At 51.1% G+C, this 15,341-nt stretch carries 14 protein-coding genes; 5 read left to right on the forward strand and 9 right to left on the reverse strand.

Going from position 1 to position 15,341, the window contains the following annotated elements:
- Positions 1–13: 13 nt before the first annotated feature.
- From DFER_RS28555 to DFER_RS28565, 3 genes are all read right to left on the reverse strand, one after another.
- The gene (locus DFER_RS28555) at positions 14–1,150 is read right to left on the reverse strand and encodes an MFS transporter (RefSeq protein ID WP_015815151.1); all 1,137 of its coding nucleotides are present in this window, start codon (positions 1,148–1,150) and stop codon (positions 14–16) included.
- A 137-nt stretch (positions 1,151–1,287) separates the two neighbouring features.
- Positions 1,288–3,009 (reverse strand): GMC oxidoreductase, encoded by a 1,722-nt coding sequence (locus DFER_RS28560; protein WP_015815152.1) that lies wholly within the window; start codon positions 3,007–3,009, stop codon positions 1,288–1,290.
- A 75-nt stretch (positions 3,010–3,084) separates the two neighbouring features.
- A complete protein-coding gene (locus DFER_RS28565) occupies positions 3,085–3,615 on the reverse strand; it encodes a gluconate 2-dehydrogenase subunit 3 family protein (RefSeq protein ID WP_015815153.1) in 531 nt (176 codons plus the stop codon).
- Positions 3,616–4,191: 576 nt separating this feature from the next.
- Here DFER_RS28565 and DFER_RS28570 point away from each other — a divergent pair.
- Positions 4,192–5,241, forward strand: a complete 1,050-nt coding sequence (locus tag DFER_RS28570) for an aldo/keto reductase (protein WP_015815154.1) — start codon at positions 4,192–4,194, stop codon at positions 5,239–5,241.
- A gap of 23 nt (positions 5,242–5,264) precedes the next feature.
- Here the strand turns inward: DFER_RS28570 and DFER_RS28575 are convergent, their stop codons facing one another.
- Positions 5,265–5,903, reverse strand: coding sequence for a response regulator (locus DFER_RS28575; RefSeq protein ID WP_015815155.1), 639 nt, complete (start codon positions 5,901–5,903; stop codon positions 5,265–5,267).
- 746 nt (positions 5,904–6,649) lie between these two features.
- Here DFER_RS28575 and DFER_RS28580 point away from each other — a divergent pair.
- The 3 genes from DFER_RS28580 (at position 6,650) to DFER_RS28590 (ending at position 9,460) form a co-directional block, all read left to right on the forward strand.
- Positions 6,650–8,590 (forward strand): putative Ig domain-containing protein, encoded by a 1,941-nt coding sequence (locus tag DFER_RS28580; protein WP_015815156.1) that lies wholly within the window; start codon positions 6,650–6,652, stop codon positions 8,588–8,590.
- 106 nt (positions 8,591–8,696) lie between these two features.
- Positions 8,697–9,194 carry a hypothetical protein gene (locus DFER_RS28585; RefSeq protein ID WP_015815157.1) on the forward strand — a complete coding sequence of 166 codons (498 nt, stop codon included), beginning with the start codon at positions 8,697–8,699 and terminating at the stop codon, positions 9,192–9,194.
- Between the two features lie 71 nt (positions 9,195–9,265).
- A complete protein-coding gene (locus DFER_RS28590) occupies positions 9,266–9,460 on the forward strand; it encodes a hypothetical protein (RefSeq protein WP_015815158.1) in 195 nt (64 codons plus the stop codon).
- A 201-nt stretch (positions 9,461–9,661) separates the two neighbouring features.
- On the opposite strand, the gene DFER_RS28595 is transcribed toward DFER_RS28590, so the two are convergent.
- Complete coding sequence (locus DFER_RS28595) at positions 9,662–10,207, reverse strand: YfbU family protein (RefSeq protein ID WP_015815159.1); 546 nt, start codon at positions 10,205–10,207, stop codon at positions 9,662–9,664.
- A gap of 150 nt (positions 10,208–10,357) precedes the next feature.
- Here DFER_RS28595 and DFER_RS28600 point away from each other — a divergent pair, with 150 nt between their 5' ends.
- Positions 10,358–10,612, forward strand: a complete 255-nt coding sequence (locus DFER_RS28600; RefSeq protein ID WP_143828847.1) for a hypothetical protein — start codon at positions 10,358–10,360, stop codon at positions 10,610–10,612.
- Here the strand turns inward: DFER_RS28600 and DFER_RS28605 are convergent.
- The 4 genes from DFER_RS28605 to DFER_RS28620 form a co-directional block, all read right to left on the reverse strand.
- On the reverse strand, positions 10,606–11,877 hold the full coding sequence (locus tag DFER_RS28605; protein WP_015815161.1) for a replication-associated recombination protein A: 1,272 nt from the start codon (positions 11,875–11,877) through the stop codon (positions 10,606–10,608). The genes DFER_RS28600 and DFER_RS28605 overlap by 7 nt on opposite strands.
- Before the next feature lie 115 nt (positions 11,878–11,992).
- Complete coding sequence (locus DFER_RS28610; RefSeq protein ID WP_015815162.1) at positions 11,993–12,574, reverse strand: RNA polymerase sigma factor; 582 nt, start codon at positions 12,572–12,574, stop codon at positions 11,993–11,995.
- A 159-nt stretch (positions 12,575–12,733) separates the two neighbouring features.
- Positions 12,734–14,362: an adenine deaminase gene (gene ade, locus DFER_RS28615; RefSeq protein WP_015815163.1), complete on the reverse strand. Its 1,629-nt coding sequence runs from the start codon at positions 14,360–14,362 to the stop codon at positions 12,734–12,736.
- Entirely contained in the window at positions 14,359–15,267 is a 909-nt protein-coding gene (locus DFER_RS28620) for an AraC family transcriptional regulator (protein WP_015815164.1), read from the reverse strand. Before DFER_RS28620 ends, ade begins: the two co-directional genes overlap by 4 nt.
- Positions 15,268–15,341 lie beyond the last annotated feature (74 nt).

Raw genomic sequence — 15,341 nt, forward strand, 5'->3', positions numbered from 1 at the left:
ACGGGCGAAGCGGCTAGTCGCGGTGCTTGTAGCCGAATGCGACGAAAAACAATAGCACCCCAACCAGCCCAAGCGCCCACGAGAGCGACGTGATCTCGGCCAGCACGCCTATCAGCGCAGGACCGGCCAGCTGGCCCGAATAGCCCAGAATAGTCACGGCCGACAAGGCGATCGACGGCGGAATGTTGGGAATGCGGCCCGCGGCGGTGAAGAATATAGGCACCACATTGGCAGCGCCAAGCCCTACCATCACAAAACCTACCAATGCAGCAATGGCAGGTGGGATGAGTACGGCGACCATAAATCCGGCTCCGGCAAGTAACGTCCCGTAAAACACCACTTTGGCCGGGCCCAGGCGATGAATGAGGCCGTCGCCGGTAAGGCGCATAATGGCCATCGCCACTGAAAATGCGGCATAGCCAAGTCCGGAGAACGAAGGGTCGAAACCGCGCGAGAATTGCAGGAAAACGGCGCTCCAATCGAGCAAAGAGCCTTCTGCGAGGAAAAGAATGAAGCACATAATGCCGAGCAGGATCACCGGGCCTTTGGGCAATACAAAGCTCGTACTGTCCATTTTGGCCTCCTCGGAATGGGGCAGCAGGTACCGCGACTGCGTGAAGGTGATCACAACGAGCAATGCAGAAATCGCGATGGCGGCGTAAGTAGGCGACAGCCCCGCTTTGATGAGGAAACCGAGGCCGATGGAACCGATGAGCCCGCCGACGCTGAACATGCCGTGAAACGACGACATAATGTGGCTGCCGTAGCGCTCCTGCACTACTACCGCCTGCGCGTTCATGGACACATCAATGGAGCCGATGCCCGCACCGAAAACGAAAAGAGCGGCAGCCAGCTCATAGGCTGTGCCGGCCAGCAGGAGCAGGGGAAGGAGTGAGGCAATCACCAGCGCCGACACCACCGCGACCGTGCGGCTGCCATATTTGTTGATCAGCAACCCCGTTACGGGCATGGTGAGAATGGCCCCGGCTCCCAATGCGAGCAGCACCACACCCAGATCGGCATCGTTCAACCCAAGTCTGATTTTGGCAAAAGGTACCATCGGCGCCCAGCTCGACAGGCCGATGCCGCACACCAAAAATATTAATAAAGTGGCTCGTCTGGCCGCGCTGATTCTCAGTTTCTCTTCCATTATGCTGCTGTGAATTTTCTACAAAGAAATGAGATTTTGCAGAAAGTTGCAAAATGTTGCAAAAAATAGCAGATGCTTTTGTTGAACCACTATAAAAAAAGAGGCCAGGTTTTGCGACCTGGCCTCTGAATATCCTGTCAGATATTTTTCTTCTTGGATTCTTTCACCGCAAAATCCACCGCACGCGCCGTGAGCGCCATGTAGGTGAGCGACGGGTTCACGCACGACGCGGAAGTCATACAGGCACCGTCCGTCACGAACACGTTTTTCACTGCGTGTAGCTGGTTGTTGCCGTTCAGGACCGACGTTTTAGGGTCGCGGCCCATGCGGGCGGTTCCCATTTCGTGGATGGCCATTCCGAGGTAAGAGCCATTATCGTATGTACGGACGTTCTTCACGCCGGATTTTTCTAGCATTTCGGCGGCGTCGTTCATCATGTCTTTCCGCATTTTTTTCTCATTCTCACGCAAATCCGCGTCGAACACCACGGCCGGAATGCCGAATTTGTCCTTTTTGTCCTTGCTGAGATACATGCGGTTTTCGTGGTAAGGCAGCGTTTCGCCGAATCCGCCGAAGCCCATGGTCCAGTTGCCCGGCGTGGTAAGTTCTTCCTTGAAATCGGCACCGAATGCCAGCTCGGCCACGTTGCGCTGCCATCCCTGGCGGCCGCCGCCTCCCTGATAGCCGAATCCGCGCAGATAGTCGCGCTTGTCGCTGCCCACGTTGCGGTAGCGCGGCACGTAAATGCCGTTGGCCCGGCGGCCGAAGTAATATTTATCGAGATCGCCCTCCCAGGTTCCGCTCGCGCCGGTGCGGAAGTGGTGGTCCATGAGGTTATGGCCTAGTTCGCCGGAGTCATTGCCCATTCCGTTCGGGAAGCGGTCCGAGGTGGAGTTAAGGAGCAATGCAGTGGTTGCGAGCGCGCTGGCGCATACGAATATGATGTTGGCAAAAAACTCGCGTTCCTGCAAAGTTACCGTGTCAATCACACGCACGCCGGTAGCGCGGCCTCCCTGTTTTTTGCCGTCATAAATAATTTCGCGTACCACCGAATCCGGGCGGAGCGTCAGTCGGCCGGTTTTCATCGCTGGCGGCAATGTCGACGACTGGGTGCTGAAATAGGCGCCGTAAGGGCATCCGTAAGAGCAGCGGTTGCGGTACTGGCACGGGCCGCGCCCGCCTTCGAGCTGGATTTTGGTCGGTTGGGAAAGGTTAGCGACGCGGCCAATGGTCATCACACGGCCAGGGAATTCTTTTTCGAGGCGCTTACGCACTTCTTTTTCCACATGGTACATTTCCATCGGTGCAATGAAATCGCTGTCCGGCAACTGGGAGAGGCCCAGCTTTTCGCCCGAAATACCTACGTGTTTTTCTACATATGAATACCACGGAGCTACGTCTTTGTAACGGATCGGCCAGTCGACGGCGACTCCGTCTTTCAGGTTCGCCTCGAAATCGAGGTCGCTCCACCGGTACGATTGCCGTCCCCACATAATGGACTTTCCACCGACGATGTTCGGACGGAACCAGTCGAAGCGTTTTTTCTCCTCGTACGGCTGGTCCATGTCGTTCATCCAGTACTTCTCGGTCATTTCATTATACGGATAGTCGCGCGAGAGGAATGGGTGGGTTTCTTTCTGTTTAACCGTCAGCCGGCCATTGTATTGGGTCTCCCAGGGAGCTTTTAATGCGTTTTCATAGCCGGTTACGTGTTCCAGGTTCTTGCCCTTTTCGAGCATGAGTACTTTCAGGCCTTTCTCGGTCAGTTCTTTCGCCGCCCAGCCGCCGGAAACTCCCGAGCCGATCACGATAGCGTCGTAGGTAATGTCTTTTTTTGCGTCGATATTAAGATTCGCCATTTTCTGTTAGAGTTTGGAATGGTCAGTAGGTAGTCATGTATTGTCTGCTACTGTTGTCCATTTAATGTTTCCGAATTAAAGTGCCCAGCTTTTCTGTCCTTTGGGCATAGGCCAGCTGCCATCAAACCGGCCTGGGATCGGCAGGTAATCAAGCGCCTGCGTCGCGCCGATCTCTGAGGTGAAATAGCCGGTCACGGTGAGCCCCTTCATTTGCAGGAAGAACGGCTTATCGGAAACGGTGGTCTTTTTAATAATGTCGTTTTTCTGCGTGGCATCCAGCGCGGTAAAATCCTTCGAATAGGTTTCCTTAGCCAATGCATTCACTTTGGTAAGGCCATCATAAAACTTTTTCTGCTCGTCCATCGGATAGCAGTCGCGCATGACGCGTACGATAAACTTCTCCGCACCGGCTGCCTTCGCGCCCGGCGTGCCGGTAGTGGGGATGATCACATCGGCCACTTCGGCAAGCAGTGCTTCCTGCTGGTCGGAGATTTCGAGTGAGGGGCCGAAATTCAGACGTTCGCCTGCAATGCCGGCCATGAGCGGTGCCGAAATGGCGCCGCCAAGCAGGAAGGTTATTCTTTGAACAGCTTCTCTACGGTTCATGGTGAGGTTATTAAGTCAGGAAATTCAAATAGGTATAAATTATCTTTTAAAGATAATAAGAATGCAGATTCCGGAGCAAAAACAGGGTGGTTTTCCCGAATATTCAACCAAAAGAACCTGTTGCACATCGCATTTCTTTAGGTCGGATTCCATCCACCATATTTGAATCATATTATTGAACTGGGGCTTGGCCAACGACGAATCCTGGTCTGTTGGATGGGTCGAAGGTTAAGTAATAGAGGAACGTTGAGTAAATAATGCGGATATCTTCCCTGATTTTCAGGGAAGATATTTTTTTGAAAGACGCCGATGAATCTACAAGATATAGTTTTCAAAAATCATCATTAACCTGACTGAACGAACGGCTGAGATAACCATTCTGGAAGATGACTGGCGGATTCTTAATCTGGTAATCGAAGCCACGGGGCCGGATCATACCGGCCCTTTTTCATGCGCCTGCGTTACAGCAACGCCGTTTTTCATTTGATGTTTGCAGATTTTGTCCTATAATTCGGGGCAGTCCGGCAGTCGCTTTCCGGCGGCTGCGTGGTTTTGATCATTTAATTAGCAACTCAAATGGAATACAGACAACTGGGAGGATCGGGGCTAAAAGTTCCTGTGCTGAGCTTCGGGACCGGCACATTCGGCGGAACGGGCGATTTCTTCAAAGCATGGGGAAACACGCAGGTGGACGAGGCCAAAACGCTCGTAGGCCTTTGTATGGATGCGGGGCTCAATTTCTTTGATACGGCGAATGTGTATTCGCAGGGCCTTTCCGAGGAAATTCTGGGCAAAGCGGTGATTGGGCTGCGTGACAGGATCATTCTTTCTACCAAAGCCACATTCAAGATGGGTAACAAGCCCAACGAATCGGGTTCGGGCCGTTTTCACCTGATCAAGGCTTGCGAGGATAGCTTGCGCAGGCTGCAAACCGATTATATCGACGTGTACCATATGCACGGTTTCGACGGCACTACGCCGGTAGAAGAAACGCTGAGCGCGCTGAACGACCTGATCCGCGACGGCAAGATCCGCTATATTGCCTGTTCCAACTTTTCGGGCTGGCACCTGATGAAGTCGCTTTCGGTTTCGGAGCGGTATGGCTGGGCGAAGTACATTGCCCATCAGGCGCATTACTCGCTGCTGAGCCGGGAGTTTGAATGGGAGCTCATGCCCCTCGCCGTCGACCAGCACGTGGGCACCATCGTGTGGAGCCCGCTGTCAGCCGGCAGGCTCGGTGGAAAATACCGCCGCGGGCAGCCTGTTCCGCCGGAAGGGCGCATTGCCCAGGGAGGCGGTGAAGGCCCGGAAGTTCCCGAGGAATTTTTCTTCCATTTAATCGATGTGCTCGACGAAGTAGCCGCGGAGACGGGCAAAACCGTTGCGCAGGTCGCATTGAACTGGCTGTTGCAGCGGCCTACGGTGAGCAACATCGTGATCGGCGCGCGCAATGAGGAGCAATTGAAGCAAAACCTCGGCGCTGTGGGCTGGAACCTCACCCTCGACCAGGTAAAGCGATTGGATGCGGCGAGTGACAAATCGCCCATTTATCCGTACTGGCACCAGCGGAAAAACACCGCATTGAATCCCCTCCCTGATTTTTACGGCCGTTTTTCGGGCCGGTAACCTTACGCCCGGAAGCCGGATTTCTACCTGGCTTCCGGGATATACAGGCCGTGCTGCATGGCGTACACGATGAGGTCGGTCGTGCGGCGGACCTTCAATTTATCCATCACACTCCGGTGATAATACTGCACGGTGTGGGTGCTCAGTTTCAGTTCGTAGGCAATCTCCTTGATCGTATGTCCGCTGCATACCTTACGCAGCACCTGCTTTTCGCGCGGTGAAAGGTGCAGCACAACTTCTTCTTCCGAAAAAACACTGTTGACCAGACTTTCGCGGATGGAACGCCCGATGTATTGCTTGCCCTTGTACACCTGAAAAATCGATTCCAGGAATTCTTCCAATGCCGTCGATTTTGACAGAAAGCTATTGGCGCCCCGGCGGATCGTGTGTTTGACCGTCTGGGCGTCGGTAACTGCCGACAGCACGATGATCTTCATTTCGCTCGGCAGCGTACTGCGGCAGATATCCAGCAGTTCGATACTGTTCATGCCATTCAGCGCGAGGTCCATGACAAGGATGTCCGGCGGGTGCGCGGCGCGTTCAGCAATAAACTCTTTGCCATCGGTATAAATGTCCACGTCGCTGACTTCCGGCATCGATTTCAAAAGGTTTTGCAGAGCATCTACCAACAGAAAATGCTCGTCGACTAAAACTATATCCATAGAATTAATTCGTTTGATAATACATATTTATGCTACGATTTTTTATACGATCGCACCATAGCAATTTTCGTGCGAAAGGGGTTGAGGATCGCCAAAAATTGATGGCCGCCGAGTCGCATCGGTCGTAATACTTTAAATGCCCAAAATTAGCCTAATTTACCTATTCAACGCCACATACAATTTATTTAAAGGTATTAACGTCGCCCATATACAGGATTTTTATGTGGAGATAATTAAGTGGACTACCCTATTTTTTGGGGGGTAAATATTTACTAAAAATATGCGGGTTTTATTTGCGATGGTAATCGATACATTTGCAAACAAGTACTATTACTTTGAGCAAAATAGTATAACTAACTGTACAGTAAGTGCTAACCCGTATTTTTAAAATCATCAACATCTAAAACAAATTTTACACTCAGCAAAGGACGTTTATTAACCTCTCCCTTAGCCGGTTACCCGGTTGCCCGTTTGACGACACCTTCATAAAAAGCGTCGCCACGTCACGTATATGACTGTACGTACGTGCGCAAATGGTCGCGAAGTGACATTTATCCCCGCTGCCGGTTCTGGCGGGGGATGGCAGGTATTTGTCTTCTAATTCACTGATTCATCAGCAGTTGCATTCAATTATTTCACTTAACGGTTTATTTCTATTCTAAATTTCTATCACTATGAAAAGTTCTATCGGCCACTTAATCAGCAGATTGAGGCTCTTGCGGGCTAAATCTGGTATTGCGATTGCAATGTTGATAGCAGTCGCAGGTTCAGCAAATGTGTATGCTCAGCGCTACGCTGCCAGTCAATCGAGTTCTACCACCGTGGGACGCGATCCGATCCTCGGTCTGGCATTGGCACCAGGAAGTATAGAAAGCCCTGGTAATGCGACGGCCGGGTTTGACAATAATTATGCCACACTTGTTTCTACCGGTCTGGTCGTATCGGCTATAAATATCTCGGGAACTGCCACCCTCACGCTCGGCTTCGCGAGCCAGGTGCCTGCGAATACGCAAGTATATGTGAAGGTGAAAAACCCGCGGATCGACGGCTTGTCGTTGGATCTGGGTGATTTGGTGAACCTTCTTGGCTTGTTGTCGAGCGATGTGGTGGACGTGACCACCAGCGCGGGCACGGCATCGAGTACTTTTGTGCGGGATGGCGCGAACAATACGTACATTCTGGTAAGCTCGTCGCAGGCATTTTCGGAATTGACGATCTCGCTCAACCTGGGTAATTCGTCGGGCGCCCTGGCAGTCGCTCTTGCTAGCATCACACTGGAAGTGGATGGCGCGGTGGTTTACGACAACCTCGCTGCCGCCGGATGTGATTTGATCCCTTATACTTATTCAAGCGTGGATGCCGCGCAGAGCGGAATTGACGTTGAGCTGACGCCTCCATTGACCGATCCGCAGAAGGCTCTGGACGGCATCGTGAACCAGGCAGACAATTTCTCTCTGCTTCAAAACGGGAATATCAACGCCGTATCCACGGTTTCGCAAACGTTCTACCTCGGCAAAGCCGTACCGGCGGGCAATCAGGTAGTGGCGGTGATTTCAAGACCTCCTTCCCTGGCCGATGTCTCTGTGCTGAACAACATCACCGTACAGGCTTACCTGGGTAGCACGCCGGTAGGGGGTGAGCAATCGATCCGCAGCCTGCTGCTGAGCGTCGATCTCCTCAATGCATTCAGCGGAAATGCGCTAACGCCGGTGAACTACACACCGGGTGGCAGCTTCGACCGAATTGTCGTTACTTCCCGTACCGTTCTTGGCGTTTCGGTATTGTTTACCGGACTTCGCATTCATGAAATCGGTTTCCGTCCGCCCGTGTCGTTCACAGGCGGGACCGTAGCGGCCGGACGTGTGGGCGACACGGTTTCATCAGACCTTTTCACTGCGAAAAGCGGCAACAATGTAAGTTTCAGCATTCAATGCGGCGCTCCAAGCGACTACACTTACGAATTGTTCCAGGTGAGCGCACCGGGCGGCCGCACATCGGCCGGCACGCTCCCCGGCTCCGTTACTTTGAACCCGGACGGGACTTTCTCGGGAACACCCCAGAGCGGCCAGGGCGGTACTTACACATTTGATGTACGGGCCACAAACCAGTTCGGCCAGAGCGCAGTAGCCACCTTTACCATAGTGATCGAAAACTCATTGCCTGTGAAACTGATCGGCTTTAAGGCGTCGTCGGAAGGACAGACCGCGCTGCTTTCTTGGTCAACATCGGAGGAAACCAACAGCGACCGTTTTGAAATTGAAAGAAGTCAGAATGGTAAAAACTGGTCTAAAATCGGTTCTTTAGCATCCAATGGCGAAAGCAACACCACCCGCTATTACTCATATGTGGACGCGTCGCCTTTGAAAGGGGAGAACCTCTACCGGCTGAAAATGGTGGACCAGGACGACACGTTCGCGTACAGCGGCATCCAGAGCCTGACTTTCAAAGGCGCAGGGCTGGTTTATCCTAACCCCGTGAGCGCTTCGGAAAGCCTCACGCTCAATGTAGGTGATTGGAGCAAAGTGAAGCAGGTGAAAGTGTTGAACGCCGCAGGCAAAGTGGTGTTCGAATCATCGAATGCATTGTACTCGGGTATCAGCGCACGTCGCCTGATGGCCGGCGCCTATGTAATCCTGGTCACGAATGTCGATGGATCGGTTAACTCGCAGCGATTTGTGAGACAGTAATTGCGCCTGATACAATACTTAAACAAACCGCTGGTCGCAAGTCAGCGGTTTGTTTTTATATTTGACTTTTTAATGCATCCTCAATTGTCAACGTTAGTCATTTGTTATGCCCAGCAAAAGAAACAAAAAGAGCAAGTTTAAAAAGGTTCTGATTCCTGTATTGAAGTGGGCCAGTGCTATTATTCCGGTAGGTATTTTTATTTATATCCTCTACTATTATAAGCAGTTCGATTTCCTGGAAAAAGAAAATGCAGTGAAATCAGAAACGAAAGTGCTCACCGCCGGCGACTCGCTGAATGCCGGTGCGGGCAGTTCGGGCGAGTCGCTCGCTGCGAAGATCCGCGTCGCGAAAAACGAGTGGCATACCGTCGGCGGCATTGCGATCCACACGATGCTGCTGGAAAATAATTCACCTGTTATGGTGAAGAGCGCGGAGGTGGAGTTCAATTATCTCAACGAGGTCCAGTCGGTGGTTGTTTCGAAGATCATCACCATCAAAACACCGCTTCCGGCGCGCAAGACCACAAAGATTTCCGGCCTCAGCGTGGGATATGTTAACAATTCCGTGGTAGGCTGCGACGTGAAGGTGCTCACTGCGCGCTAGTAACAAGCCATCATACGCTGCTGGTACGATTATTTATGATTATTCGGAAACCTGACTAGCAGCGGATAATTATGGCACAGTTACTTCAACAAATTTATCATATCGCACCGGTGCTGTTGACGATAGCGCTCTTCGGTGCGGCAATCTGCGGGATCTGGCTTGTGGCGGATTTGAAGAAAAGAAGCGCATATAACCGCTATTCAATGAGCGACCGCCTGTTTCTTAAACGGAATGCTAACCGGCTCCGTAAAATGCAGTTACATTAATCAAATGTGGTATAAAAAAACATCCCAGTTACAAGGTAACCGGGATGTTTGATTTTACTCAACGTTATTGAAGGTCGTCAGACGACTTTCGATACAAACTTAATGATTTCTTTAATCAAAACATTGATTTTTGTTTAGGAAATAATATTTTTTGTAGCCATCACGCGTTGAGTATTTACTATTCGGTAAAAACCCAAAAAACTATAACTGAGCTTCAACGGTCATGCTTTTGACTTCGTCGATAAACCGCTGCAAATCCTGCGAGGAATACTGCTCTTTCAGGGCATTTTCGTACCCGAAATAAACAGAAAGCATCCGGTTGTATTTAATGAGTGAATTGCTCTTATGTGATTTCAGTTCACGCCCTTTGTACTCCCCGTGCTCATCCATGCGGTCCACCAGGTACGACATCATATAGTAATGCATGCCATTGTCCTGGTCGAAACCTTCAAATTCCAGCGATGCGAGGTCGAGCAAGTCCCTGTCGGATTCCGGCAGCAGCCGGATGGAATCATTAATGCGGCTGTACATTTTCATGATATCCGAGATCTCGTTATAAACACTCATAGGCACTTCCTCATACAGGTTATTGAAAACTTTCGGATACAGACCCGTGTAGCCTTTTTCGAGGATTTCAATTCTTTTTTCGTACAGTTCGCGCTCTTTTTCGTCACCAATAACGGAGAGGATCTTGCATTGATTGATCAGCAGCTGCCTTTCAATGAGGGGAATACTTTCAGGGATCATATGGAGTTGTTTCGACTTTTCAGCAATTTAATGGTATTCGGTACAATTTAGATGGCTCATGCTTGCAATGTTCAGGAAAGTTTGCTCCTTTACAAACGCATTTTTGCCGGGACTTCCCAAAACCTGCCACACGCATTGTTACTCAACCTTATGGAAAATCTGCCGACTGATTCCGAAGACGCCGCCGGAAACCCTGGCGTCCCATCCGACGAAGCGCTTGCTGCATACATCAGAAGCAAGGAAACCGACGAAAACCTGGAAAAGCTCGCCAGAGCGCTCGGTAAGGAACTGCAAGCGAAAGATCCGGATGCCCAGCCGCAAACTGGCAATCCCGGCCAGCCGCACGTCCCCGATCTTTCATTCGAAAAGTTTGAGGAAAAACGCAGGCGGGCAGGGGATCAGTAGCCGTACCAGTCGCCCCACCAGTGCTGCAACTTTTTCCGGATTTCTTCCTCGCGCGAATTGTGCCCGGGCTCGAAAAACCGCGTCCCTTTCAGCTCGTCGGGCAGGAAATCCTGCTTCGCGAAATTTCCCTCGTAACTGTGCGAGTATTTATAATCCTTGCCGTAGCCGATCTGCTTCATCAGCTTCGTAGGCGCATTACGCAGGTGCAAAGGCACAGGCAGGTGCGCGGTGCGCGTAGCCGCCTCGATAGCCTCGCCGATCGCCATGTAGCTCGCATTACTTTTGGGCGACGTGGCCAGGTACACGGCCGTTTGCGAAAGGATGATGCGGCATTCGGGATAGCCGATCACATTCACGGCCTGCATGCAGGCATTGGCCATGATCATCGCCGTGGGGTTGGCATTACCGATGTCCTCTGAGGCCATAATGAGCATCCGGCGGGCTATAAACGACGGATCTTCACCCGCGACGATCATCCGGGCCATCCAGTACACGGCCCCATTGGGATCGCTGCCGCGGAGTGATTTGATGAATGCGGAAATGATATCATAATGCTGCTCGCCCGATTTGTCGTATCGAGCAATGTTCTGCTGCGCTACCTCGGTCACCCATTCATCGGTGATTTCAATCTTCTTGGCGTCACCCTTACCCAGCACCACCAGTTCGAGGAGGTTGAGCAGTTTACGGCCGTCACCGCCCGAAAGCCGCATCAGCGCGTCATAGGATGCGAATTTGATATTCTTCTCTTTCAGCCACGGATCTTTTTCCAATGCACGGGCAATGAGGCCTTTCAATTCCTTTTCACCAAATGCTTCCAGGATATATACCTGGCACCGCGAGAGCAATGCGGAGTTGATTTCAAATGACGGATTTTCCGTTGTGGCGCCGATCAGCGTTACCTGACCTTTCTCAACCGCTCCCAGCAATGCATCCTGCTGGCTTTTATTGTAGCGGTGAATTTCATCAATAAACAAAATGGCCGGGAACAAGCCCGAAGGCCGTGCCAGCACCTCGCGCAGATCTTTCACGCCGGAACTGATCGCGCTGAGGTTGTAGAATTGCCGTTTGGTTGTTTCGGCGATGAGCAATGCGAGGGTAGTTTTCCCCACACCGGGCGGTCCCCAGAAAATCATCGAGGGGATTGCATTCTGTAAAATGGCGCGCCTTAACGGACCTTTCGGGCCGAGCAGCTTTTCCTGCCCCACAAAATCGTCGAGCGTCCGCGGGCGGAGGCGTTCGGCGAGGGGCGTGGTAATCGTGTTCATGAGTGAAGTGTCGGAAAGTAGTTTGTCAATGTAAGGCAAATTTAACACAAAAAAAGCGCGGCAGGGTTCGCCGCGCTTTTTTGAGAATGTATTTAAACGTTTAAACAGGCTGCGATTAAAAAGTCAGTCTGTCGAGTGTCATTTGCTTTTTAAGGTTGCCCAGCGCACCGAAAACCAGGTTATATACCGATTGTATATTTATTTTCATCAAATCTGCGATCTCGTGGTTGTTGAGGTTCATGTAAAATTTGAGGAAGATCGCCTCGCGCTGGCGGCGCGGCAGGCCGTTGATGGCCACATTCAGGTGCTGGTTGGTGGATTCGAATTCTTCCTCCGAAATCAGGTGGTTCTCGTGGGAAGGCGTGTTGATATGCCAGTATTCCACCGGGATATCTTCGTTGCTGGTATGCTTTTGTTGTGCATTCAAATGGCGGACCAATTTGCGTTTGATGGAGGCCATCAGATAAAAGCGAACCGAGGTGGTGTCACCGAGTGTCATACGGTTTCTCCATAATTCTACAAACAAATCGTGGATGCAATCTTTGATCAGAGGCTTGTCGATCGTGAATTGCGAACAGTACTGGTAAAGAATGTGAACGTAAGAGCGGTAGAGGCATGCGTAGGCATTTTCATCGCCTTTTCTGAACTGATCCCAAAAACAGAGTTCTTCTTCTTGCTTGTAGCGTAGGTGAGCCATTGTTTGGAAAGGATTTGGAATTGGGGTTAGGAATGATTGTGAATAATGTCATTATTACACTTGTAAATATATTTATAAAAAAACATATTTTAAAAATATTTTCATCATAAAATTATATTTCAAAGGTTAATGATACTATTTCCTGAAAACGTTTGCACACTATAACGTGAGCGGGATAAACTTGAAATTTTCTCCGTCGAAAAGCCCCTTGTCGCTCAGTTTCAACGAAGGGATTACGAGTAATGCCATGAATGACAGCGACATAAACGGCGATTTGAGTGTTGATCCGAGCTGATCTTTTACGAAACGGTCGAGCTGCGTGTAACTCTTGGCCACTTCATAACCGTCCCGATCGGTCATTAATCCGGCAATCGGCAGGCCGATCACATGCCGCTCTCCGGCACCTACCGCCGACAATCCTCCCCCCGCTTCGATCACCAGATTTACCGCCTGCGCTATGCTCGCATCGTCGCACCCGATGCAAATGATATTGTGCGAATCATGGGCAACCGACGATGCCAATGCGCCCTGCGTCAGCCCGAAATTCCGGATAAATGCGATGGACGGGGGCGCGTCGGAGTAACGGTTCACGACTGTCACCTTCAATACGTCGTTCTCCACATCGGGTACTATCGCATTGCCGGTTATTTTTGCCTCCGTTAGCCACTCATTTGTAACCAATTGACCATCCAAAGCCTCGATCACCCTGATCCGGGTTTCAGAATTTTTTGCAGAAAAAGTAAAATCGGAAGGAGATTTCAGCGCGCATTCGAAGTGGTTCGGGTGTTCGCTCCGCAAATCGGGGATGAGCGATTTGCCCTCTTTCGCCACTAATTCCCCGTCAATCCAGGTTTCGAGGATATTGGATGCATACACATTATCTATGATGACAAAATCGGCAGCGTCGCCTTCGCGGAGCAATCCTGCATTCAAACTATAATGCAGTACGGGATTAATGCAGGCGGCTTGCAGCACGTTCCAGAAATTGTAGCCCGATGCGAGCGCACGTTTGATGAGCGCATTAATGTGCCCTTCCACGAGATTGTCGGGGTGCTTGTCGTCCGAGCAAAACATAATGTGGTCGGGAAATTCGTCGATGAGCGGGATCAGCGCGTCGAAATTCCGCGCCGCGCTGCCTTCCCGAATGAGGATTTTGACGCCGTAGCCGATCTTTTCACGGGCTTCCTCGTAGGTGAAGCATTCATGATCCGTGCTGATGCCGAAGCTGGCATATCGCCTGGCCGCGTCGCCGCGCAAGCCCGGGGCGTGGCCGTCGATTACTTTATTATAATGTTTTGCCCAATGTATCTTGGCCATCATGTCGGGATCTTTATTCAAAACCCCGGGAAAATTCATCACCTCCGCCAGATAGCCGATATCGTCGCTTGCGAGCAGCTCGCCCACCTGTTCCGCGTCCACAACCGCGCCGGCAGTTTCAAAAACCGTCGCAGGCACGCAGGAAGGCGCCCCGAAGCAGAATTTGAAAGGCACGCGCTTGCCGTCGGCAATCATAAAATGCACGCCTTCGACACCCAGCACATTCGCGATTTCGTGAGGGTCGGACACCGTCGCGATCGTCCCATGCACGACGGCCAGCCGTGCAAATTGCGCAGGCGTGAGCATCGAACTCTCCACATGCACATGGGCATCCGTGAAGCCAGGCAATATATAAGGTAGGGAAGGGTCTTCGGGGCCAAGAATGTCAATTTGCGCAATGCGTTTTTCCGCAATGCGAATCTCCGCTTCCTGGATGGTCTTTTCGAAAATATTGATCAGATTGGCTTTCATACGGCTGTGTTGAATGCGGGCAAATGCGCCGAGATGGGAATTTTGCGGAATTCCTTCTGGTATTGCATCGGGCTTTTGCCGGTGTGGAGTTTAAAGTATTTGTTGAAGTTGGCGAAATTGTGGAAACCGCTTTCAAAGCAAACCTGCGCAACGGGAATGCGGCTTTCCGAAAGCAGCTTGCAGGCGTGGCCAATGCGGAGTTCGAGCAAAAATTGCGAATAGGTTTTGCGGCTGCGGCTTTTGAAATACCTGCAAAATGAATGCGGGCTGATGTTGGCCACTTCCGCGATTTCTTCGATCGAGATCTTTTTCTGAAAGTTCGAGATCGAGTATTGGTAAATCTGGTTGATCCGGTCAGTGTCGTACTGGTCGTACTCGTTCTGGTACTGCGTGTTGGACAATACATTAATATCCTCACAATGCGCCAGCGTTTCGAGGATTTGCAGTAATCCGATGATGGAGTTGCCATTCGTTTGGTTGAGGAGGTCGTGCAAAAGCGCTTTTACTTTATCGGTGCCTTCGCCGAGTATCTTCAACCCGAGCCGGGCTTTCACGAGCAAATCGTGGATCGACTTGTTTTCGGGGAGCGACAGGAAGTTTTTGCCCAGCATTTCTTCCGAAAAATGGACGACAGTCGCCTGTGCGTAAAGCTGGCTGCCGCGCTGGAAGTACTTTTCGTCGCAACGCCAGTAATGCGGTAGGTTAGGGCCGATCAGCAGGAGGTCGCCGCTCTGGAAACTGCGGATATTGTCGCCCACGAACTGTGTGCCCGAGCCCTGTTCGATGTGAATGAGCTCTAATTCAGGATGGTAGTGCCAGCGGTTATAAAAATAGAGTACCACATCGCGGCGGATACTGAAAGACTTCTGTAAGCCTTTCGGGACTTGTAATAGCTGCGGTTTCACAAATAATTACATGGTTAAAACCGTAAAAGAGAAATATATGCCAATATAGTTGAAAAAATTGCTAATGTCTGAGT

The sequence above is a fragment of the Dyadobacter fermentans DSM 18053 genome (genome assembly GCF_000023125.1).
GTDB lineage: Bacteria > Bacteroidota > Bacteroidia > Cytophagales > Spirosomataceae > Dyadobacter > Dyadobacter fermentans.

Bases quoted from the DNA above. Each gene is read 5' to 3' on its own strand.
- DFER_RS28555 (WP_015815151.1), bottom strand. From the start codon at position 1,150: ATGGAAGAGAAACTGAGAATCAGCGCGGCCAGACGAGCCACTTTATTA.
- DFER_RS28570 (WP_015815154.1), top strand. From the start codon at position 4,192: ATGGAATACAGACAACTGGGAGGATCGGGGCTAAAAGTTCCTGTGCTG.
- DFER_RS28610 (WP_015815162.1), bottom strand. From the start codon at position 12,574: ATGGCTCACCTACGCTACAAGCAAGAAGAAGAACTCTGTTTTTGGGAT.
- DFER_RS28595 (WP_015815159.1), bottom strand. From the start codon at position 10,207: ATGATCCCTGAAAGTATTCCCCTCATTGAAAGGCAGCTGCTGATCAAT.
- DFER_RS28590 (WP_015815158.1), top strand. From the start codon at position 9,266: ATGGCACAGTTACTTCAACAAATTTATCATATCGCACCGGTGCTGTTG.
- DFER_RS28575 (WP_015815155.1), bottom strand. From the start codon at position 5,903: ATGGATATAGTTTTAGTCGACGAGCATTTTCTGTTGGTAGATGCTCTG.
- DFER_RS28600 (WP_143828847.1), top strand. From the start codon at position 10,358: ATGGAAAATCTGCCGACTGATTCCGAAGACGCCGCCGGAAACCCTGGC.
- DFER_RS28580 (WP_015815156.1), top strand. From the start codon at position 6,650: ATGTTGATAGCAGTCGCAGGTTCAGCAAATGTGTATGCTCAGCGCTAC.
- DFER_RS28605 (WP_015815161.1), bottom strand. From the start codon at position 11,877: ATGAACACGATTACCACGCCCCTCGCCGAACGCCTCCGCCCGCGGACG.
- DFER_RS28585 (WP_015815157.1), top strand. From the start codon at position 8,697: ATGCCCAGCAAAAGAAACAAAAAGAGCAAGTTTAAAAAGGTTCTGATT.
- DFER_RS28565 (WP_015815153.1), bottom strand. From the start codon at position 3,615: ATGAACCGTAGAGAAGCTGTTCAAAGAATAACCTTCCTGCTTGGCGGC.
- ade (WP_015815163.1), bottom strand. From the start codon at position 14,362: ATGAAAGCCAATCTGATCAATATTTTCGAAAAGACCATCCAGGAAGCG.
- DFER_RS28560 (WP_015815152.1), bottom strand. From the start codon at position 3,009: ATGGCGAATCTTAATATCGACGCAAAAAAAGACATTACCTACGACGCT.